This is a genomic window from Granulicatella sp. 20925_1_28 (assembly GCF_041433575.1).
In the GTDB taxonomy this organism is placed as follows: domain Bacteria; phylum Bacillota; class Bacilli; order Lactobacillales; family Aerococcaceae; genus Granulicatella.
This window is the reverse complement of the sequence record NZ_JAPWBS010000012.1, coordinates 1-17401: the sequence shown is the minus strand read 5'-3', so window position 1 is coordinate 17401 and position 17401 is coordinate 1. Positions and strand designations below refer to the sequence as shown.

Annotated in this window: 21 protein-coding genes, 13 tRNA genes and 1 rRNA gene; all 35 read right to left on the bottom strand. The window is 39.4% G+C overall.

Annotated features, from left to right (window positions below; translation table 11 throughout):
* Nucleotides 1-4 precede the first annotated feature (4 nt).
* On the bottom strand, nucleotides 5-1792 hold the full coding sequence (locus O3793_RS06645; RefSeq protein WP_371446339.1) for a peptidoglycan D,D-transpeptidase FtsI family protein: 1788 nt from the start codon (nucleotides 1790-1792) through the stop codon (nucleotides 5-7).
* The gene (locus tag O3793_RS06640) at nucleotides 1789-2160 is read right to left on the bottom strand and encodes a cell division protein (protein ID WP_048712035.1); all 372 of its coding nucleotides are present in this window, start codon (nucleotides 2158-2160) and stop codon (nucleotides 1789-1791) included. Before O3793_RS06640 ends, O3793_RS06645 begins: the two co-directional genes overlap by 4 nt.
* A gap of 29 nt (nucleotides 2161-2189) precedes the next feature.
* A complete protein-coding gene (rsmH, locus tag O3793_RS06635; RefSeq protein WP_371446338.1) occupies nucleotides 2190-3131 on the bottom strand; it encodes a 16S rRNA (cytosine(1402)-N(4))-methyltransferase RsmH in 942 nt (313 codons plus the stop codon).
* Nucleotides 3132-3145: 14 nt separating this feature from the next.
* The gene (gene mraZ, locus O3793_RS06630; protein ID WP_048783305.1) at nucleotides 3146-3577 is read right to left on the bottom strand and encodes a division/cell wall cluster transcriptional repressor MraZ; all 432 of its coding nucleotides are present in this window, start codon (nucleotides 3575-3577) and stop codon (nucleotides 3146-3148) included.
* A gap of 182 nt (nucleotides 3578-3759) precedes the next feature.
* Complete coding sequence (locus tag O3793_RS06625) at nucleotides 3760-4113, bottom strand: hypothetical protein (RefSeq protein WP_371446337.1); 354 nt, start codon at nucleotides 4111-4113, stop codon at nucleotides 3760-3762.
* Between the two features lie 163 nt (nucleotides 4114-4276).
* Complete coding sequence (gene rpmF, locus O3793_RS06620; protein WP_005605990.1) at nucleotides 4277-4456, bottom strand: 50S ribosomal protein L32; 180 nt, start codon at nucleotides 4454-4456, stop codon at nucleotides 4277-4279.
* 41 nt (nucleotides 4457-4497) lie between these two features.
* Entirely contained in the window at nucleotides 4498-5052 is a 555-nt protein-coding gene (locus O3793_RS06615; RefSeq protein ID WP_065422348.1) for a DUF177 domain-containing protein, read from the bottom strand.
* A 91-nt stretch (nucleotides 5053-5143) separates the two neighbouring features.
* On the bottom strand, nucleotides 5144-6328 hold the full coding sequence (locus O3793_RS06610) for a nucleotidyltransferase (protein WP_371446336.1): 1185 nt from the start codon (nucleotides 6326-6328) through the stop codon (nucleotides 5144-5146).
* 9 nt (nucleotides 6329-6337) lie between these two features.
* A complete protein-coding gene (locus O3793_RS06605) occupies nucleotides 6338-7078 on the bottom strand; it encodes a class I SAM-dependent methyltransferase (protein ID WP_371446335.1) in 741 nt (246 codons plus the stop codon).
* Nucleotides 7078-7434: a ribosome silencing factor gene (gene rsfS / locus O3793_RS06600; protein WP_371446334.1), complete on the bottom strand. Its 357-nt coding sequence runs from the start codon at nucleotides 7432-7434 to the stop codon at nucleotides 7078-7080. The genes O3793_RS06605 and rsfS overlap by 1 nt, the downstream gene beginning before the upstream one ends.
* A gap of 1 nt (nucleotide 7435) precedes the next feature.
* On the bottom strand, nucleotides 7436-8041 hold the full coding sequence (gene yqeK, locus O3793_RS06595) for a bis(5'-nucleosyl)-tetraphosphatase (symmetrical) YqeK (protein ID WP_371446333.1): 606 nt from the start codon (nucleotides 8039-8041) through the stop codon (nucleotides 7436-7438).
* Nucleotides 8038-8676, bottom strand: coding sequence for a nicotinate-nucleotide adenylyltransferase (locus O3793_RS06590; RefSeq protein WP_371446332.1), 639 nt, complete (start codon nucleotides 8674-8676; stop codon nucleotides 8038-8040). The genes yqeK and O3793_RS06590 overlap by 4 nt, the downstream gene beginning before the upstream one ends.
* 3 nt (nucleotides 8677-8679) lie before the next feature.
* Nucleotides 8680-9006, bottom strand: coding sequence for a ribosome assembly RNA-binding protein YhbY (gene yhbY, locus O3793_RS06585; protein WP_005605998.1), 327 nt, complete (start codon nucleotides 9004-9006; stop codon nucleotides 8680-8682).
* Nucleotides 9007-9021: 15 nt separating this feature from the next.
* Entirely contained in the window at nucleotides 9022-10131 is a 1110-nt protein-coding gene (gene yqeH, locus O3793_RS06580) for a ribosome biogenesis GTPase YqeH (protein WP_371446331.1), read from the bottom strand.
* A gap of 2 nt (nucleotides 10132-10133) precedes the next feature.
* Nucleotides 10134-10652, bottom strand: a complete 519-nt coding sequence (locus tag O3793_RS06575; RefSeq protein ID WP_371446330.1) for a YqeG family HAD IIIA-type phosphatase — start codon at nucleotides 10650-10652, stop codon at nucleotides 10134-10136.
* 10 nt (nucleotides 10653-10662) lie between these two features.
* Nucleotides 10663-11559: a homoserine kinase gene (gene thrB / locus O3793_RS06570; protein WP_053087857.1), complete on the bottom strand. Its 897-nt coding sequence runs from the start codon at nucleotides 11557-11559 to the stop codon at nucleotides 10663-10665.
* A complete protein-coding gene (locus O3793_RS06565; protein WP_053087858.1) occupies nucleotides 11559-12767 on the bottom strand; it encodes a homoserine dehydrogenase in 1209 nt (402 codons plus the stop codon). The genes thrB and O3793_RS06565 overlap by 1 nt, the downstream gene beginning before the upstream one ends.
* A gap of 79 nt (nucleotides 12768-12846) precedes the next feature.
* A complete protein-coding gene (locus tag O3793_RS06560) occupies nucleotides 12847-13077 on the bottom strand; it encodes a YkuJ family protein (protein WP_371446329.1) in 231 nt (76 codons plus the stop codon).
* A 90-nt stretch (nucleotides 13078-13167) separates the two neighbouring features.
* Nucleotides 13168-14040, bottom strand: coding sequence for an NAD(P)-dependent oxidoreductase (locus O3793_RS06555; RefSeq protein WP_371446361.1), 873 nt, complete (start codon nucleotides 14038-14040; stop codon nucleotides 13168-13170).
* Entirely contained in the window at nucleotides 14036-15271 is a 1236-nt protein-coding gene (locus O3793_RS06550) for a glycosyltransferase family 4 protein (protein WP_371446328.1), read from the bottom strand. The genes O3793_RS06555 and O3793_RS06550 overlap by 5 nt, the downstream gene beginning before the upstream one ends.
* A gap of 122 nt (nucleotides 15272-15393) precedes the next feature.
* Nucleotides 15394-15954, bottom strand: coding sequence for a CPBP family intramembrane glutamic endopeptidase (locus O3793_RS06545; RefSeq protein ID WP_371446327.1), 561 nt, complete (start codon nucleotides 15952-15954; stop codon nucleotides 15394-15396).
* Between the two features lie 157 nt (nucleotides 15955-16111).
* Nucleotides 16112-16195: transfer RNA gene (locus O3793_RS06540), tRNA-Leu, on the bottom strand.
* 9 nt (nucleotides 16196-16204) lie between these two features.
* A tRNA-Cys gene (locus O3793_RS06535) sits at nucleotides 16205-16275 on the bottom strand.
* 17 nt (nucleotides 16276-16292) lie between these two features.
* Nucleotides 16293-16364 (bottom strand) — tRNA-Gln (locus O3793_RS06530).
* A gap of 5 nt (nucleotides 16365-16369) precedes the next feature.
* Nucleotides 16370-16442 (bottom strand) — tRNA-His (locus O3793_RS06525).
* A gap of 17 nt (nucleotides 16443-16459) precedes the next feature.
* Nucleotides 16460-16530, bottom strand: a tRNA-Trp gene (locus O3793_RS06520).
* Nucleotides 16531-16561: 31 nt separating this feature from the next.
* Nucleotides 16562-16642: transfer RNA gene (locus tag O3793_RS06515), tRNA-Tyr, on the bottom strand.
* Nucleotides 16643-16645: 3 nt separating this feature from the next.
* Nucleotides 16646-16718: transfer RNA gene (locus O3793_RS06510), tRNA-Phe, on the bottom strand.
* Between the two features lie 17 nt (nucleotides 16719-16735).
* Nucleotides 16736-16808: transfer RNA gene (locus tag O3793_RS06505), tRNA-Asp, on the bottom strand.
* Nucleotides 16809-16811: 3 nt separating this feature from the next.
* Nucleotides 16812-16884 (bottom strand) — tRNA-Met (locus tag O3793_RS06500).
* A gap of 9 nt (nucleotides 16885-16893) precedes the next feature.
* Nucleotides 16894-16983: transfer RNA gene (locus tag O3793_RS06495), tRNA-Ser, on the bottom strand.
* 13 nt (nucleotides 16984-16996) lie between these two features.
* Nucleotides 16997-17068: transfer RNA gene (locus O3793_RS06490), tRNA-Glu, on the bottom strand.
* Between the two features lie 25 nt (nucleotides 17069-17093).
* A tRNA-Ser gene (locus O3793_RS06485) sits at nucleotides 17094-17183 on the bottom strand.
* 27 nt (nucleotides 17184-17210) lie between these two features.
* Nucleotides 17211-17284, bottom strand: a tRNA-Asn gene (locus tag O3793_RS06480).
* 11 nt (nucleotides 17285-17295) lie between these two features.
* Nucleotides 17296-17401 (bottom strand): 5S ribosomal RNA (rrf, locus tag O3793_RS06475); the annotation flags it as partial.

Below are 17401 nucleotides of genomic sequence, written 5' to 3'. Positions count from 1 at the left end.
TCTTTTACTCTGAGAGTCTAGAATATTCTAAACTTCTCTTCATTAATGGATTGAAAATTTCTTTAATAATTTGGTTACCAGTTACAGCTACACGCGGTTGTTTCACCGTGATATATAGGATATATTTTGGATCATCATATGGTGCAAACCCTACAACAGAGAAAATATAGTTATTTCCGTTTGAGTAGTATTTACCTGTTTCCGGATTGATGAATTCAGCCGTCCCTGTTTTAGCTGCGACTTTTTCTCCATCAATATTAAAATCATAGGCTATTCCGTTTTTCATACGAGTTGCTTCATATAAAAACTGAAGAGTTTTCTTCGCAGTTTCTGGACTAATGACTTTTCCTAAAGCTGTTGTTGGATTTGGGGTTTCTTTTCCAGTATCAGGATCTGTTAAATGGTCAACCAAACGTAACTTCTGCATTTGACCACCATTGGCAATGGCAGTGAAAGCTTGCATCATTTGATAAGGTGTGACCGTAATCCCTTGTCCAAAACCGGTTGATAATTGTTGTAAGTAAGAGTTGAATGGGTTTGACCCTGAAACTTCATTTGCAAAACCTGAGTTCGTTGATTTCCCAAAGCCAAACGCTTCTAAATATTGCTTCCACTTTTCGACACCAATTTTTTGGATGATGTGAACGAAAGCAACGTTACTTGAATGGGCTAACCCTTCTAAGTATGTAATGGTTCCCCAACCTACTTTATTATAGTCTCGAACTAAATCGGTATAAATTTTTACACTTCCTGATTTGTATTTTTCATTTGGATCAAAGACCCCTTCATTAATCGCTGCAGCGAGTGCCAACACTTTCATTGTTGAACCAGGCTCAAAAGCTTGGTCCATCAATAAATTGTTCCATTGAACATTAATACCCTCTTTTGTTGTTGAGTTATATGTTGGACGTTGTGTTGCCGCAATAATGTTTCCCGTTTTAGGATCAACAAGCATTGCCGTCATTTGTACCGGTTGATAGTTTTTATCGGCTTGGCTAACAAGTGATTCCAAATAAGTTTGCAATCGTTTATCAATCGTTAAGGTAAGGTTCATCCCGTCTTTAGGTTGTTTTGTAACTTTTTCTGTATCGGTAATCACATATCCATTTCCATCTACAGAATATTCGACTTCGCCCGCAGTCCCCGTTAATTGTTCATTATAAAGACCTTCAAGCCCAGTCTTCCCTACTAGAGTAGTAACTGTTTTGTTATCGACTGTTTCTTCAACAGTATCTGTATACCCGATTAAATGAGAAGCAAAGATTCCATTAGGGTAGTAACGAGCTGGACTTTCTGAGAACTTAACTCCAGGAAGTTTTTCAGCTTCAATCGCTTCCTTATCTTGAACCGACAAATTCTTACCGGCGCTTCCAAACTCTACTTGAGAGACATCTTTTTGACTTAACAATTTTACAATTTCTTCTTTAGATAAAGAAATGTGTTTTGAAAGAGCTTCTGCAGTCTTATTAACGTCTGTTACATAATCAGGGTTATCTGAATCCTTACTCCACTCCGAAGTTAAGACGGCATATAAAGAATAATTCGTCGCATCTACCGCAATTGGGCTCCCACTAGCGTCGTAAATAGTACCGCGTTTTGCAGCAAGCGTGCGTTTTTGATGGATTTTATCATTGATTTCTGCACGTAAATCCACACCATGGATATTCCCTACAACCATGATTTGAAAGAACTGTACAGAAAAAATGAGAAATAAAACACCTGCGAGTCCTACTAAAATCCGGCTCGCTTGATGCCTATTTCCCGCAATGTTATTGTTTTTCGTATTTCTCATCGTCCAACATTCCTAACATTTTCTTCGTTCATCTTCAAGCCTTGTTCGTTAGCGATACGATTAACTCGGTCGTACTGAGACAATTCTTGTGTTGCCTGAAGCAATGTATTGTTTTCACGTTGAATTAATGTTGTTTGTGATTCGATATCTTGTAATTGTCTATTTTTGTTAGCCACGATCATGCTCGCTACAATTGTGATAACCGCTAAAGCTGCAATAACAAAACCAGAAACTGCTAAAAGTCGAAGTAAATCTGCTTTTTGTCTTTCTTGCGGAATTGATGTTACTTCGCGGTCTCCACGAACTAGAGGCTTTTGCGTAGGTACCGCAACATTCATTGTATCTACATATTTTTCTGCTAATGCCACTAGAATTCCCTTCTTTCTAAATTATCCTTTTATTTTACTCTTTCGATGACTCTCAATTTCGCACTTTGTGAACGAGAGTTTTCTGTAATTTCTTCAATGCTTGGTAAAATTGGCTTTTTATTCACCAATTGGAACGGAGCTTTTTCTTCCTCCGTTGGTAGAATCGGCAAGTTCTTTGGTGCCTTTTCTACTGTGCTTTGCTGTTTGAACATTGTTTTGACAATGCGGTCTTCCAAAGAATGGAATGAAATCACACTGATTCGGCCTCCCACGCCAACAACTTCAAAAGCTTGCTCAAGCGAATCTTCAATCGCTGCTAATTCATCATTTACCGCGATACGAATCGCTTGGAAAATTCTTTTAGCAGGATGTCCCCCTTTTCGTCTTGCAGCAGCTGGAATGCTATCTCGAATGATATCCACTAATTCACCTGTTGTTTCAATACGGTGTTGCGCGCGAATACGCTCAATATTTCGAGCGATTTGTTTCGAGAACTTCTCTTCCCCATATCGATAGAAGATACGAACTAATTCGTCATATCTCCATTCATTTACAATCTCTTCTGCCGTTAATGGAGCACTTTGATCCATACGCATATCGAGTTTTGCATTTTGATGGTAACTAAAACCACGTTCAATCTGATCGAGTTGTGGTGAAGATACTCCTAAGTCGTATAGAATTCCGTCTACTTTAGAAACACCTAGTTTTCCAAGTTCTTTCTTCAATTGACGGAAGTTTGCGTGAATAAACGTCACTTTTCCTTCTTCGACTTCTTTAGCAAGGCGAACCTTCGCGTGATTAATAGCTTGCATATCTTGGTCAAAGCAATAGAGATGACCTGTTGTTAGTTGGCTAAGCAGGTATTGACTATGTCCAGCACCACCAAGCGTACAGTCTACGTAGATTCCGTCTGGCTTAATGGATAATGCATCTACCGTTTCATGTAGCAATACAGTGATATGTTTAAACATGGTCCCTTCCCTTTCTAAAAGCCAAAATCAATCATATGTTCGGCCAATTCTTCAAAATTCTCTTCAGTTTCAGCAATATATTCTTGCCAACGATCTTCGTTCCAAATCTCAATACGATCATTGTTCCCGATGATACGGCAATTTTTTTCTAATCCCGCATACTCACGTAATGTTTGCGAGATATTCACACGACCTTGTTTGTCGAATTCTACTTCAATCGCAGCAGAGTTCATAAAACGTGTAAAGGCACGTGCATCTTTTTTCGACTGTGGTAAGTCTCTTAATTTATTTTGAATGAGCTCCCATTGTTCGAGAGGATAACCGTATAAACAGCCATCAAGTCCGCGTGTCACGATAAAGGTGAAACCTAAATCTTCACGAAACTTAGCAGGCACGATCATACGTCCTTTTGCATCAATTGTATGTTGATATTCACCGATTAACATGCAGACTCCTCCATTCCAATAATTTTAGTAACCATAGTGTACCACATCCCACCACTTTTCACCACTTTTTTACCAAAAAAAGTTAAAAAAAGTTTTTTCGCCCCCATTTTTTGTTTTTGAAGCACAAAAAAAGCTCTCTACGATTCAATCGTAAAGAGCTTACTATCATTGATATAATGCGATTATTTAAAGAATCTTCCCACCTGAACAAGAATTACGAGTACACCGAAGTATAAAAACGCAATCGAGAACAATTGGTGGAGGAAAGGTCTAAGGATGAGCTTCCCTGTTTTTAATTTATAAAATAACAATGCCAACCCAATAAGAGCAAATCCAAGTGTGGCAAAACTAAACCAAGAATACCCAAACACATTCACACTTGTTGTATGCAAGATTAATAATAGCATTGGTGTCATAATTTCACGAATTGTTATGAAGCGAGTCTCATTATAGAAGATTCGATTCCCAAAAACGACCGTAAAGCCGACAAAACTAAAAATAAATACTAACCATAGCGAGATTTCAAAAAATAACATTGACTCACCTCCATCACTACTAGTTTACAATAGATTTCTTAAAACTCATAATATTTTTAAATGTATCATTTATGATACGTATCATTTTTGATACATCTTTACTTTTTAATCTTAAAAAAGAAAAAACCTTAGACAACTGTCTAAGGTTTTGTAACGTTTATGATTATGCTTCTTTAGAAACAACTTCTTTTCCGTCGTATGAACCACACTCAGGACAAACGTGATGGCTCTTTCTTAATGCTCCACATGATGGGCATGCGCTCAAACCTGGAACTTCTAATTTGAAGTGAGTACGACGTTTTGCTTTTCTCGCTTTTGATGTTTTACGTTTTGGTACTGCCATTTTTGTACACCTCCTAATCAATCTTCTTTACATAATGCTTTTTACTTCTCAGTCTCATCCTTTTCGAAGAAAGACTGTAAAGACGCTAGCCTTGGATCAACCGATTGTTCTTTTTGTTGTTTGCGTCGCTCTTCAAGAGCTTCTTGCGTTACAACCTCCCAATCGTTTCCAGAAGGCATTTTATCTTCACTCAATTCCTCTTGCGATAAGACTTGTAAAGGAATTGAAAGTAAAATATGATCTTCCACAGCGGGTTCTAAGTCAACCCAATCACCATCAAGAGGCATCACAATTTCTGTTAGCTCTTTCTCATCAACTGAGTAATGGGATGGGACATATCTTTCCACAATATCAATGTGGAGTGGAACTACCACTGGCTCTAAAGACCTGGATGAAGGAAGTGTGATATCAACATCGCAAGTAAATTGCGCTACAACTGATTCGTTTTGATAAACAAGAAATCCTTTGATGTGTGCTGGCGAAACAGCAAGAATCGAATCATCTCGTCGTTTTAATGCCTCTTCCACATTAATTTCTGTATCAAAGTAATTTGGAATCCCTTGAGAATCCTGAAGTTGTTTAACTGATATTTTCACAATTTTCACCCCTAAAGCAACATACTGAATTATACTAGTTTATTGAAAGTTTGTCAAAGCTTTTTACTTTACAAGCTTGAAAAAACAGAGATTAAAATCCTTCCTCTTTGTTCACTTGAACAGGCTTAAAGACCGTTGCAGAAATTTGCTTGGATGGATTCCAAAAATCATACAATAAATCCCAACTTTCTTGGCGTTCATCTTTATGCGCTGCGTAATTGGTAATTAAATGGAATGACTCTACTTCTCTCATATTCTTCAACCATTCTTGGCCCTTTACTGTAAAACCAAGAACTGTCCCTTGCTCAATTGGACTGCTCCAATAGTCTTCCATTTCCGCTTTGGTTACACCAAGTAAAACATAAACGAGAAGCCGTTGCAACCTTGCCCAACTCCATCGTTTGTTTTTGAGATGTTTGAGACACTCCTCAATCGTTGAAGAAGTTCGAACAGCTTCCTTCAAGCGATTTTCGATACCTTCTTCCATTTGATAAATAGCGCATAACTCTTCGTCAGTACTTCTTAAAACGATACTCTTCAAGAGTGGCCAATAGTAGCTCCAATCGTTTTTGTACTCTTCTTCATCGAATTGTACATAGGAAAGTTGTTCTCGTAAAACTTTTTCTTCGCGATTCTCTTTCAGCGCTTTTCGTAAGGCTGTTCCACTGGCAAAAGCGGTTTTGTCTAACGCATCATCCAAATGTCCACTTCCTACTCGGGTAATCGGAACAATCTGCATTGGATGTTCACCCTTTGCATTTTCAACGGCGTACGCTAATCCCAATTGTTGATTTGGAGATTGCAAGGCTTCTACCAGGGCACTGTCTTCTCCAAACTCTTTCACAGCAAGCTGCGTTAATTGGCTTGCAAAAGTTAGTGACCGGTTCTCTTCTACAAATCGGCTAATTTCTTTTTCGATCGCTTGTCGCTGAGATACAGCTGCTCCGAAAAAAGCCTCATCCCCACCTTCAGAGCCGAATGCTAAAGAATCGCATCCCACCTTTTGCAAGATTTCTACAGCACCCCTTGCAAAAAGATCTGTTGCTTGACAGCTCACCGCAGTTGGCATCTCAATCACAACGTCGGCTCCGTTTTGAAGCGCGACTTTTGCACGGCTCCATTTCTGCTCGATGGCAGGTTCGCCTCGTTGCACCCAGTTTCCGCTCATCACCACTACAATGACATCAGCCCTCGTTTTTTTGCGGGCTTGTTCTAAAAGATAAGCATGGCCTTGATGAAATGGATTAAATTCTGCGATTACTCCACATACCTTCATACACAAGCCTCATTTCACCGCTTGGAAGAACCAACGCGGACTCGTTTCTTGTACTTCGCTTTGCCCGAATTCAGCCTTCACTTTGATATTTGTAAAACCAACCATTTCCAATGCTGCTTTGTACATTTCAATTGGAAAAGTTTGTTCTTCATGTACTTCTTGGAAATGCTCATACAGGTTGCCGTCTTCTTGTTTAATATACATATCAATCACATGCTCTACACTGCCTGGCTCGTCTAATTCATAGCTTTGCCATAGGAATGCAAAATCGTCTTCCACGAAATGATATTGGTATCCTGGAAAGACTTCTTGCATTTGATAGAGAGAATGCACATCAAAAAGAAAAATTCCACCCTCTTCTAAATGGTCGTACACTGCTTCAAAAACTGAAACAACATCTTCAAAGTCTGTTAAATAACAGAGTGAATCTGAAAAGAGCGTTACTGCGTCGGTCGTTGGCACATCTTCCAACACGCGCATATCCGCTTGAAGCCATTCGATAGGTCTACCTTGAGCTTTCTTTTCGGCGATTTCTAACATATTCTTGGACAAATCAACGCCAATCACTTCGTATCCTTTATCGTCAAGACGCAAGGATACTTCACCTGTCCCACAGGCTAGTTCCATTACTTTACGAACCGGTCTTTTGGCACTATGCGAAAAAGAACGAACTGCATAGTCCGTCCATTCTTCGTAGAGTTGTTGATCCATCACTTGGTCATATACATGAGCAAATTTTTGATAGTTCATTAGTTTTTACTCACAATATTCACGATTGGTGCATCGCTCCATAATTTTTCTAAATTATAGAATTCGCGATCTGCATAATAGAATACATGGACAATCACATCGTTTAAGTCCATCAAAATCCATTTGCCACCATCTTTACCTTCGATACTGCGCACTTCGAAGCCTTCTTTTTCAACCGCTTCTTCAACAGCATCGACAATCGCTTGTACTTGCTTTTCGTTTTTACCGTGTGTAATCACAAAGTACTCTGCAACTGGTGTAAGGCTTGCTACATCTAGTGCAACCACTTCTTGTGCTAACTTGTCTTCGCAAGCATCTAAAACAACTTGTAATAATTTTTTACTTGTATGTTCCATTCTATTCTCCTTTTCTTTGTTTCAAATAATGATTATAAACTTCAATTGTTTTTGGAAAAATAGAGACTTCTTTTTCCAATAAGAATTCCAATGTATGCTTCAATAAATAAAAGACCGCATCATCGATATTTTTCGCTGCAATCTCACGAGCAGTATCCACACCTGGATAATCTCTTCCATCTTCGATTGCATCTGCCACAAAGAGACACTTCGAAAGAAGACTCATTTGAAGTCCTCCAATCGTATGCTCACGAATGGCATCTAACAACGCTTCGTCTTTTACTCCGCATAGATTTGAAATCAAATAAGCTCCAATAGGTCCATGTAGAATTTCAGAACCTTCATGATGATACATTTCAGGAAGTCCGATTTCTTTGGCGAGTGCTTGCTGCTCTTCCACTGGGATTTCTTTGGCATAATCATGCGCCAATCCCACAAAGGAAGCAGCTTTTTCATCGATGCCGTAAAGCTTTGCTAATTCTAATATTTTTCGTTCGACACGTAGGCAGTGTTGATATCTCTTGTCACTCATATTTGATTGAACATGCGACAATAACTCTTCTCTTGTCATCGTTGTATAAGGTTTAAAGCTTTGTACTTCGCTCATTCTAAATACAACCCCTTTTCCGCAATATAAGCTTCTACTAATTCCGGCACCAAATATTTAATGCTTTGTTGGAACATAACATTTTTTCGAATTTGAGTCGAACTAATATCCATCTTCGGTGCGGTAATCCATAACACTGGATATGGTGTTTCTTTTTCATATCCTGGACGTTCAACGCCGACAAATTGAACCTCATGGACTAATTCATCAACACGGTGCCATGTTGGTAAGTAATCCACCATGTCTCCACCGATGATAAAGTAATATTCCGTATTCGGATTTTGTCTCTTTAAGAGCTGAATCGTATCATACGTATAACTCTTCTCATTACGCTCGAGTTCAATCGTCTCGATATCAAAATAAATATTATCTTGAATCGCAAGACGTGTCATCTCCACACGAGTACTCGCATCAATGGTCTTTTTCTCATCCACATGCGGCGGAATATGACTTGGTAAAAAATACACCTTGTCTAATCCTAATTGCACACGCGCTTGTTCAGCCATAATTAAATGCGCAATATGTGGTGGGTTGAAACTACCACCGATAAGCCCGACACGTTCTACCGGTAGCTCGTCACCGAATTTTTCAGTTTTGTTTAATGTCTCAGAAAAAATATTGAGTTCAGCAACCATCGTCTATCGACCTCTTTTTTTGAATTCTGCAAATCGTACTGAAAGATCTCTATGTTTTGGATTTCGTGCTTCTTTATATAACACAATCGTATGCCCAATCACTTGAATGATGGTACTTCCAGTCGCTTCTGCAATCGTTTCTGCAGCTTCTTGTGGTTCCTCTAATGTGTTTTGTAATAAAGTCACTTTAATCAATTCGCGTTTCTCAACAGCGTTTTGAATTTGATGAATCATCTCTTCGCTAAGTCCGCCTTTCCCGATTTGGAAGATTGGCTTCAACGAGTGTGCTTCTTTTTTGAAGAACTGTCTTTCTTTCCCTTTTAATTCCATGAAAGCTCTCCTTTCTTAAATAATCGATTGACGTTGAATCACGTCGACTTCTTTTGGACTCCATACAGATACGGTACCTGGTTTTTGAATCGTTACCCAGCCAAGACCTGCAATCACTAAGTCCGTTTTCTCTTTAATCGTAAATGTCTTCTTCACTAGTTTTGGATACAACTTCATATTGTCTCCTGTTGGTGGAGTTAGAAGTGTTCCTGCATGTTTTTCGTAAAACTCTGTCGCCTTTTCCAACTTCGTGCGATGCAAGTCGATTGTTTGCGGTGTATAGAAGGTAAATGAATTCCGTTCTCCTTGTTCGTAATCAACACGAATCAAACCACCGATAAAAATCGTTTGCTCGCTATTTAATTGGAAAGTCTTCGGTTGTAACTCTTTTTGCGGTAAGACTTTCTTCATTTCTTTTTCCGCTAAGTAGTGAGTAATTTGATGACGGTGAATAATTCCTGGTGTGTCCACTAATGATGAATGTTCATCGAATGGAATATCAATTTGCCCAAGAGTTGTTCCTGGATATTGAGACGTCGTAATCACTTCGCCTGTTTCACCAATACTTTGAATCAACTTATTAATTAGCGTTGATTTTCCTACGTTTGTTACCCCAACGACATATGCATCTTTCCCTTTACGGTACTCGTTAATCTTCTCTAACAACTCATCAATTTGAATACGTTTATGGCCACTCACAAGAAGGGTGTCGACTGGTTTAATACCGTACTCTTTTGCATGACGTTCAATCCACGCTTTCAGACGATTACGGTTCACCGATTTTGGATATAAATCCACCTTGTTAGCTACGAATAAAATCGGGTTATCTCCCACAAAACGTTTCAAACCAGAAATCATACTTCCATATAAATCGAATAAGTCAACTACAAACACAACTAGCGCATCTTCATCCGCGATACTACTTAACATCTTTAAAAAGTCATCGTCTGTTAGAGATGCCGGTTGTAACTCATTATAATTGCGGAGTCTAAAACAACGTTGGCAATAGAGAGGGCCTTCACTTTCCAGCATTTTATTTAATGCACTTTGCGGTGTGTACCCCGTTCCCTTTGGATCTTCCGTTTGGATTGTTGCTCCACATCCAATACATACATACTGTTCCATGATTAATCCTCCTCCCATTTCTTATGATAAGACACACCTTGTGTCACTACAAAAATTCCTTTTTCAAAGAAACGATTGATTTTTGTTTTCCAAGCATCGCTCTCTTTTCTAGGTTTTACGATAATGGTTCTAACTCCAAATGTATTCGCTCCTAGAATATCTGTCAATAGTTGGTCGCCCACCATTACCGTCTTCGCTTTATCAAAATCCAGTAATTGTTTTGCCGCTTTGAACCCCTTGTGCAGTGGCTTCAAGCCAGGATACACATATGGGACATCCAACTTTTCAGCAGTATCTTTGATACGATGTTCATTATTATTCGATACAAGAACAATCTTAATGCCTGCTTCTTTTAATGAACGTACCCAGGCAAGTAAGTTTTCATCGATTTCTTTTTCGTCCCAGCCAATTAGCGTATTATCTAAATCGGTTAAGACAACTTCGATTCCATTCTCTTGTAAGAAAGGAACGGTAATCTCTTGAAAGGTCTTTTTAAACCACGTTGGTTTGAATAGTGCCATAGTTCTCCTTCTACTTTACGTAAACGCCTTGTGCATCAATTTCGAGCACACGAATCGCGCAATCTTTCAGCGTTGTTTCTAAATACTTTTCTAATGTTTGTACAAAACGATCAACTTGTTCTTTATGAACAAACGTCATCACCGTTGGGCCTGCTCCACTTAGGTAAGTTCCGCATGTATCAAGGCCTTCCTGCTTTGTAATCGTACGAACCTCTTCCATCCAAGGAACAAGGGTTGAACGATACGTTTCATGGAATAAATCTTTTTCAACAATTGAAGAAATGACTTTCCAATCTTCGACCATTAATCCTGCCACTAAGACATTACTGCGGCTACTTGCTTCGACTGCCTCACCGTATGCTAGCGAACTTGGTAGTACACCACGGCTCTTCTTCGTTGATAATTGAACGTTTGGAATCACAGCGACCATTGCAATCGGTGCTTCCACATTTTTATGAACCGTCAACACTTCTTGCGTGTGGTGATCATAAGTTGCGACAACGACGCCCCCTAAGATTGCCGGTGCCACATTGTCAGGATGTCCCTCGAAAAGAGTTGCCCATTTGACTTTCTCGTCGTTTGTTAACTGTAAGTTGCCTAATACATTAGCTAATTCGATTCCAGCAACAATCGCGCTTGAACTACTTCCAAGTCCTCTTGTTAAAGGAATCTCACTTTCGCATACGAGTTTATGCGGTGCTAATGTTGGGCAAACTTTTAAAGCCGTCTCGATAATTAAGTTTTCTTCATTCGTAGGGATTTCTTCTCCAAACGGATGTGCAATCACCCATTCGCTAGAAGGTTCTCCTACGTGAAGTGTTAAATATAAATTCACTGCAATCCCAAGCGAATCGAATCCAAGTCCGATATTGGCTGAAGTTGCTGGAACTTTAATTGTTACTGCCATTATGCTTCCTCCAAGATTGGATAAATAGCGACTTCATTTAGATGAGCAAAAGCTTCTTTTACTTTGGCTAGCTCACTTACAGTTAAAGCTGTATAGCGAACTCCGAATTCACCTTGGCTGTTTGATACAATTTCTCCATTAAACGGAGCTTCTTCCAAGTTTCCTTTTCCATAGACGAAATAAGAACTTGTCGCAGCCTCTGGACTGAATTCCACTAATGGGCTGTCTACACGGCCAAATGTTTCCACCGCACTACCATTAACTTTGCGGCGAAGTACTTCAACCACGTCTGCTAAGACACTTGTTGCTGTTGGAAGTGAGCCTGCTCCTTTTCCGTAAAATAGAACTTCATCCACTGCATTTCCTGTTACAGAAATCGCGTTGTTTTCATAATGAACTTGCGCTAATAAATGATTTGCTGGTACGAAAGTCGGTGCCACTTCAAGCGAAACTTTTTCGCCATCACTAAGAGCTTTGGCTAGAAGTTTAATCGCATACCCATTCTCAGAAGCCATCTTCATGTGAGCAGTAGTGACTCCAGAAATTCCTGTTTTAACAACTTCTTCAAAAGTCACGTTCACACCGTAAGCTAAACGCGTTAAAATCATTAATTTATAAGCTGCATCGTGACCTTCTACGTCGCTTGTAGGATCCGCTTCAGCAAATCCTTTTTCTTGAGCAATCTTTAATGCTGCTTCGTAGCTGAGTCCTTCTTTTTCCATAGAACTTAAAATGAAGTTTGTTGTTCCGTTGACGATACCAACAATCGATTCCACTTCATTGGTTTCAAAGTGTTGCACCATCGGACGAAGAACAGGAATTCCACCGCCGACACTTGCTTCATAGTACAAGTACACATCTTCTAATTTGGCTAGTGTTGTTAATTCAACGCCGTGAACGGCAATAAGATTTTTATTGGCTGTAACAACAGATTTTTTAGCGAGTAAACAAGCTCGCACATATTCATAAGCCGTTGTAATGCCACCCATCACTTCGACCACTAATTCAATTTCAGGGTCATGAACGATGTCATTAATATTGTTTGTAAATACAACATCTGTTTGTTCCATCAATTCTGGGTCTCTTACTAACGCTGTCTTAATTTCAATTTCTTCTGGTAGAACGCGTTCTAATTTTGATGCATTTTTCTTTAAAATATTGTATACACCACTACCAACTGTTCCAAATCCTAATAACGCAATTTTCATTTATTTCAATCCTCATCTAATATATTGAAAAGCCACAGCACAGACACTCTGCGCCGTGGCTTTACTCACAGTTATTATTTTAATCTTGTAACATTTCAAAAATTTCAATTGTCACTAAATCAATATCATCAAATTGGAATGTTTGATTTGTTTCTACATCTACTAATTCAAAACTACTTGTTTCTTGATTAAAAGTAACGATAGCTTTTTCAACGCCATCTTTTTCGAAGCGACGCACCTCGATATCTGAATCTTGTGCCGCCATTGTTTGTAAACGTTGGACAATTGCCACCAATTGTGAAGGTTTCATATCATTACTACCCCTTTCAAACTTTCTTTCACTATTCTACCATAAAACCCATCTCTGATAGTAAGAATAACCACTCTATTTAAGAGTTTTTTATTCATTTGGTAGGTTACAATATAATTTGATTAAAGCTTGAGTTCCATCGTCTGCAAAGCCATCATCACAAAGCGTTTCATATAGTTTTTTCGCTTGTAGTGTTGCTGGTAAAAATAGACGCATTCTTTCAGCCTCATCAAGTGCAATTCCTAAGTCTTTTAGGAAATGTTTTGCAAAGAAACCTGGTGAATAATCTTCTTTTAAAATACGAGGTCCGTAATTTGAAAGCGACCAGTTAGCCGCACTTCCTGCACCAACAGTTTGTAGCACTTTGTCCATGTCTAAGCCTGCTGCTTTTGCATAAACGAGCATCTCTGTTAATCCTGTCATCGTTCCTGCAATCATAATTTGGTTGGCCATTTTCGTATGTTGACCAGCGCCAGCAGTTCCTTGAAGTGTAATCGTCTTAGAGAAGCAATCCAATACTGGATATACTTTTTCTAATGTTTCCTCTGTCCCACCAACCATTGTAGAAAGAGTTCCGTTTTTAGCACCAAGGTCCCCACCTGATACAGGTGCGTCTAGCGCTTCCCAAGAGCGTGCTGCAGCTTCTTCGTCGATGCGTTTTGCAAGTGTTGGTGTACTTGTGGTAAGATCCACCACTACAAGATGTTCTTTAGTTGACTTGAAGATCCCTTGGTCACCAAAGTAAACTTCTTCCACATCTTTTGGATAACCAACGATGGTTAACACCACATCTGCAAGATTAGCAACTTCTGTAGGCGTATCGGCCCAAGTTGCTCCTTCTTCTAGAAGGTCTAACGCTCTTTCCTTTGTGCGGTTGTACACTACGACATTATATTTTTTTAGTAAATGACGAATCATGGATTTCCCCATCACGCCTGTCCCGATAAATCCAACGGTATTAATTTTCATTTTCTTCATCCTTTAACTCGTTCGTCGATAAACGTAAAAATTTCATGAGGTTCATAATATTATGCGAATGTTCTTGATTCCATTGATAGCCGTTAATTGCAGCCTCATAGAAATCTACAATTCTTTCGCCAAATGTTTCAGAAGAAATTTCAGCTAATAACTGATCTTGCAACGCTGATACTTCTGCTTCATTGCCTAATTGGTTTTCAATATAGCCTATGACACAATCCGCAATATCCGCATCTGTTTCAAATAACATTCCTAAAGCATCTGCAGTAATCAGGCTGCTTAAGTAATCGTTCTTCTTAGCGATAACTGGCACGCGGTTTACAAGTGCCTCTAGGTAAGTTAATCCTTGGCTTTCAGATTCAGATGCATTCACATAAAGGTCCGCCATTTGATAGTACTTATAAACCATTTCATTTTTGATTTCACCCACAAATTGAACAAAATCGGTTATGCCAAGTTCTGCTACTTGTGCTTCCAATTTTTCTCTTTCAGGTCCACCACCAGCAATACATAAGCGCACATTTGTCTTACTTTCTACAATGGCTGGTAATGCAGCAATCACAGCAGCGATATTTTTTTCTTGTGACAAACGACTAAGAGATAGTAGCACCACTTCATCATCTGAATAGCCAAGTTCCCTTCTTAACGCACTGGCAACTTCTGGTTCTTGTGGAGGAACAACGACTCCTGTTGGAATCACTCGAACTTCCTGAAGCACTCCATATTCAATCAGCTTATCTTTTGTCATTTGACTTGGAGCAACCACTCCACTTGTTTGATTACAAAATGCTTTCGAGATATACGCCACATGACTTGGACGTAGCACTTTCCCTTTTGCAACATAGTGTAAATATTTTTCATACATTGTATGATACGTATGAATCGTTGGAATCTTCAACATCGCAGCAATTAATTTACCTGCCAACCCAAGACTAAACTCCGTCTGAGTATGAATGATATCCAATTCATTTTCTTTCGCAATTCGGTAAGCTTTCCCTAGGCCTTGAATCGCCACACGACGATCCTTGAACGCAAAGAAAGGAATACTTCCTAATCGAACAATATTCTCTTCCGGTTCCGTTACCTTTGGATCCGTTGTTGTAAAAATAATTACCTTATACCCTTGTCTTTCTAAGTCTTCTTTTAATACACGTATTGAAGTCGCAACTCCACTCACTTGTGGAAAGTACGTATCTGTAAATATACCGATTCGCATACTTACCTCCTTAAATTTGAAATAAACAAAATTATTTCTATTATCCTTTCCATTATAAACGATACACGCTGTAGTGTCACTAATAGCATATAAAAAAAGGAAGCTCACTTAGTTGAACTTCCTTACTTTCTATAGATTATTATGAAATTAATCATCGAATGTAGTAACATCGAATTCAAAACGGAACCTGATTGCATCCTTAATCCAAATAGAAGAAAAGCTATACAGAAAAAATAAACAATACTTTTAACATCAAATGCAAAATGAAAAACAATAAAAATAATTGTTCCAAGAATAAATGAAAAGAAGAGATTTTCAGGATTATAAGCAATCTCTCTACAAATCACTTCCTCAACAATTGGTGTCAATAGAATAGCAGAAACCTTTGTATGTAAAACAAATTCATTGTTTTCTTTTTTAGTCAAAACTAAAAGAAAAACGATTGCTATAACTCCATATACGATAAGAAGTGGCAAATCAAGCACAAAAGACATAGAAGTGCTTATTTGAAAAGTTACAAGAATCGCTAAAAACAAAGTTGTCTTAAAGATATCCCTTGCTATTTTTAAGTATTCTTCTGACTTAATCCATTTTTTCAGTAAATGATATAGCCCATAAGACAAGAGGACTACTAAAAAATAAATAAGAATTGATATTACTGTATTTTGTATTGTCGAGAGCATAATTTTCTCCTGTATGATTTTTAAAGTTTATTCACTTATTTTACTAAATAAGAATGCACTATAAATTGATTATTATAGAAATTTCTAGTAACTTTTAGCATCTATAAAGTTCAAAATAAAAAAAGACAAGGCCTTAAAAACCTTGTCGTTACGCGTATACCGGCGGCCGGGGTCGAACCGGCACGCCCTCGCGGGCACTGGATTTTGAGTCCAGCGCGTCTGCCAATTCCGCCACGCCGGCATATCAGGAAGGCGGTAACCGGATTTGAACCGGTGATGAAGGTTTTGCAGACCTCTGCCTTACCACTTGGCTATACCGCCACCAAAATATAAAAAAACTGGGGTAGCTGGATTCGAACCAACGAATGACGGAGTCAAAGTCCGTTGCCTTACCGCTTGGCTATACCCCAAGATAGGCGACCGAGGGGAATCGAACCCCCGAATGTCGGTGCCACAAACCGATGCGTTAACCACTTCGCCACGGTCGCCATAATAATATTTAAAACAGGGGTAGCAGGAATCGAACCCACACTAACGGTTTTGGAGACCGCTGTTCTACCTTTAAACTATACCCCTATATAGTTTTTGAAAATTCAATTCCAAATAATGGAGGGGGGCAGATTCGAACTGCCGAACCCGAAGGAGCGGATTTACAGTCCGCCGCGTTTAGCCACTTCGCTACCCCTCCAAATGGCTCGGGACAGAATCGAACTGCCGACACCTTGAGCTTCAATCAAGTGCTCTACCAACTGAGCTACCGAGCCTAGCTAATTAAATTTTACGGTCCCGACGGGAATCGAACCCGCGATCTCCTGCGTGACAGGCAGGCATGTTAACCCCTACACCACGGAACCTAATTGCGGAGGTAGGACTCGAACCTACGACCTTCGGGTTATGAGCCCGACGAGCTGCCAACTGCTCCACCCCGCGATAATATTAAGGAGGATAAGGGATTCGAACCCTTGCACGCTTTTACACGCCTGACGGTTTTCAAGACCGTTCCCTTCAGCCGGACTTGGGTAATCCTCCATAAAAAAAATAATGACCCGTACGGGACTCGAACCCGTGTTACCGCCGTGAAAGGGCGGTGTCTTAACCGCTTGACCAACGGGCCATGGTAATTAAATCAATCATATAAATGGAGAGTAAGGGATTCGAACCCTTGAGACAGGGTTAACCGTCTACACGATTTCCAATCGTGCTCCTTCGGCCAGCTCGGACAACTCTCCGAGTTTCCAAACATTTATATGAATGAACTCCGCCAGTAGGACTCGAACCTACGACATCATGATTAACAGTCATGCGCTACTACCAACTGAGCTATGGCGGAAAATTAATAAAGCGTGGCAACGTCCTACCCTCGCAGGGAGAAACCCCCAACTACTATCGGCGCTAAGAAGCTTAACTTCTGTGTTCGAGATGGGAACAGGTGTATCCTTCTTGCCAT

Coding starts and splice junctions, on each gene's coding strand:
- O3793_RS06645 (WP_371446339.1), bottom strand. CDS start 1,792: ATGAGAAATACGAAAAACAATAACATTGCGGGAAATAGGCATCAAGCG.
- rsmH (WP_371446338.1), bottom strand. CDS start 3,131: ATGTTTAAACATATCACTGTATTGCTACATGAAACGGTAGATGCATTA.
- mraZ (WP_048783305.1), bottom strand. CDS start 3,577: ATGTTAATCGGTGAATATCAACATACAATTGATGCAAAAGGACGTATG.
- O3793_RS06625 (WP_371446337.1), bottom strand. CDS start 4,113: ATGTTATTTTTTGAAATCTCGCTATGGTTAGTATTTATTTTTAGTTTT.
- rpmF (WP_005605990.1), bottom strand. CDS start 4,456: ATGGCAGTACCAAAACGTAAAACATCAAAAGCGAGAAAAGCAAAACGT.
- O3793_RS06610 (WP_371446336.1), bottom strand. CDS start 6,328: ATGAAGGTATGTGGAGTAATCGCAGAATTTAATCCATTTCATCAAGGC.
- O3793_RS06605 (WP_371446335.1), bottom strand. CDS start 7,078: ATGAACTATCAAAAATTTGCTCATGTATATGACCAAGTGATGGATCAA.
- rsfS (WP_371446334.1), bottom strand. CDS start 7,434: ATGGAACATACAAGTAAAAAATTATTACAAGTTGTTTTAGATGCTTGC.
- yqeK (WP_371446333.1), bottom strand. CDS start 8,041: ATGAGCGAAGTACAAAGCTTTAAACCTTATACAACGATGACAAGAGAA.
- O3793_RS06590 (WP_371446332.1), bottom strand. CDS start 8,676: ATGGTTGCTGAACTCAATATTTTTTCTGAGACATTAAACAAAACTGAA.
- yhbY (WP_005605998.1), bottom strand. CDS start 9,006: ATGGAATTAAAAGGGAAAGAAAGACAGTTCTTCAAAAAAGAAGCACAC.
- yqeH (WP_371446331.1), bottom strand. CDS start 10,131: ATGGAACAGTATGTATGTATTGGATGTGGAGCAACAATCCAAACGGAA.
- O3793_RS06575 (WP_371446330.1), bottom strand. CDS start 10,652: ATGGCACTATTCAAACCAACGTGGTTTAAAAAGACCTTTCAAGAGATT.
- thrB (WP_053087857.1), bottom strand. CDS start 11,559: ATGGCAGTAACAATTAAAGTTCCAGCAACTTCAGCCAATATCGGACTT.
- O3793_RS06565 (WP_053087858.1), bottom strand. CDS start 12,767: ATGAAAATTGCGTTATTAGGATTTGGAACAGTTGGTAGTGGTGTATAC.
- O3793_RS06560 (WP_371446329.1), bottom strand. CDS start 13,077: ATGAAACCTTCACAATTGGTGGCAATTGTCCAACGTTTACAAACAATG.
- O3793_RS06550 (WP_371446328.1), bottom strand. CDS start 15,271: ATGCGAATCGGTATATTTACAGATACGTACTTTCCACAAGTGAGTGGA.
- O3793_RS06545 (WP_371446327.1), bottom strand. CDS start 15,954: ATGCTCTCGACAATACAAAATACAGTAATATCAATTCTTATTTATTTT.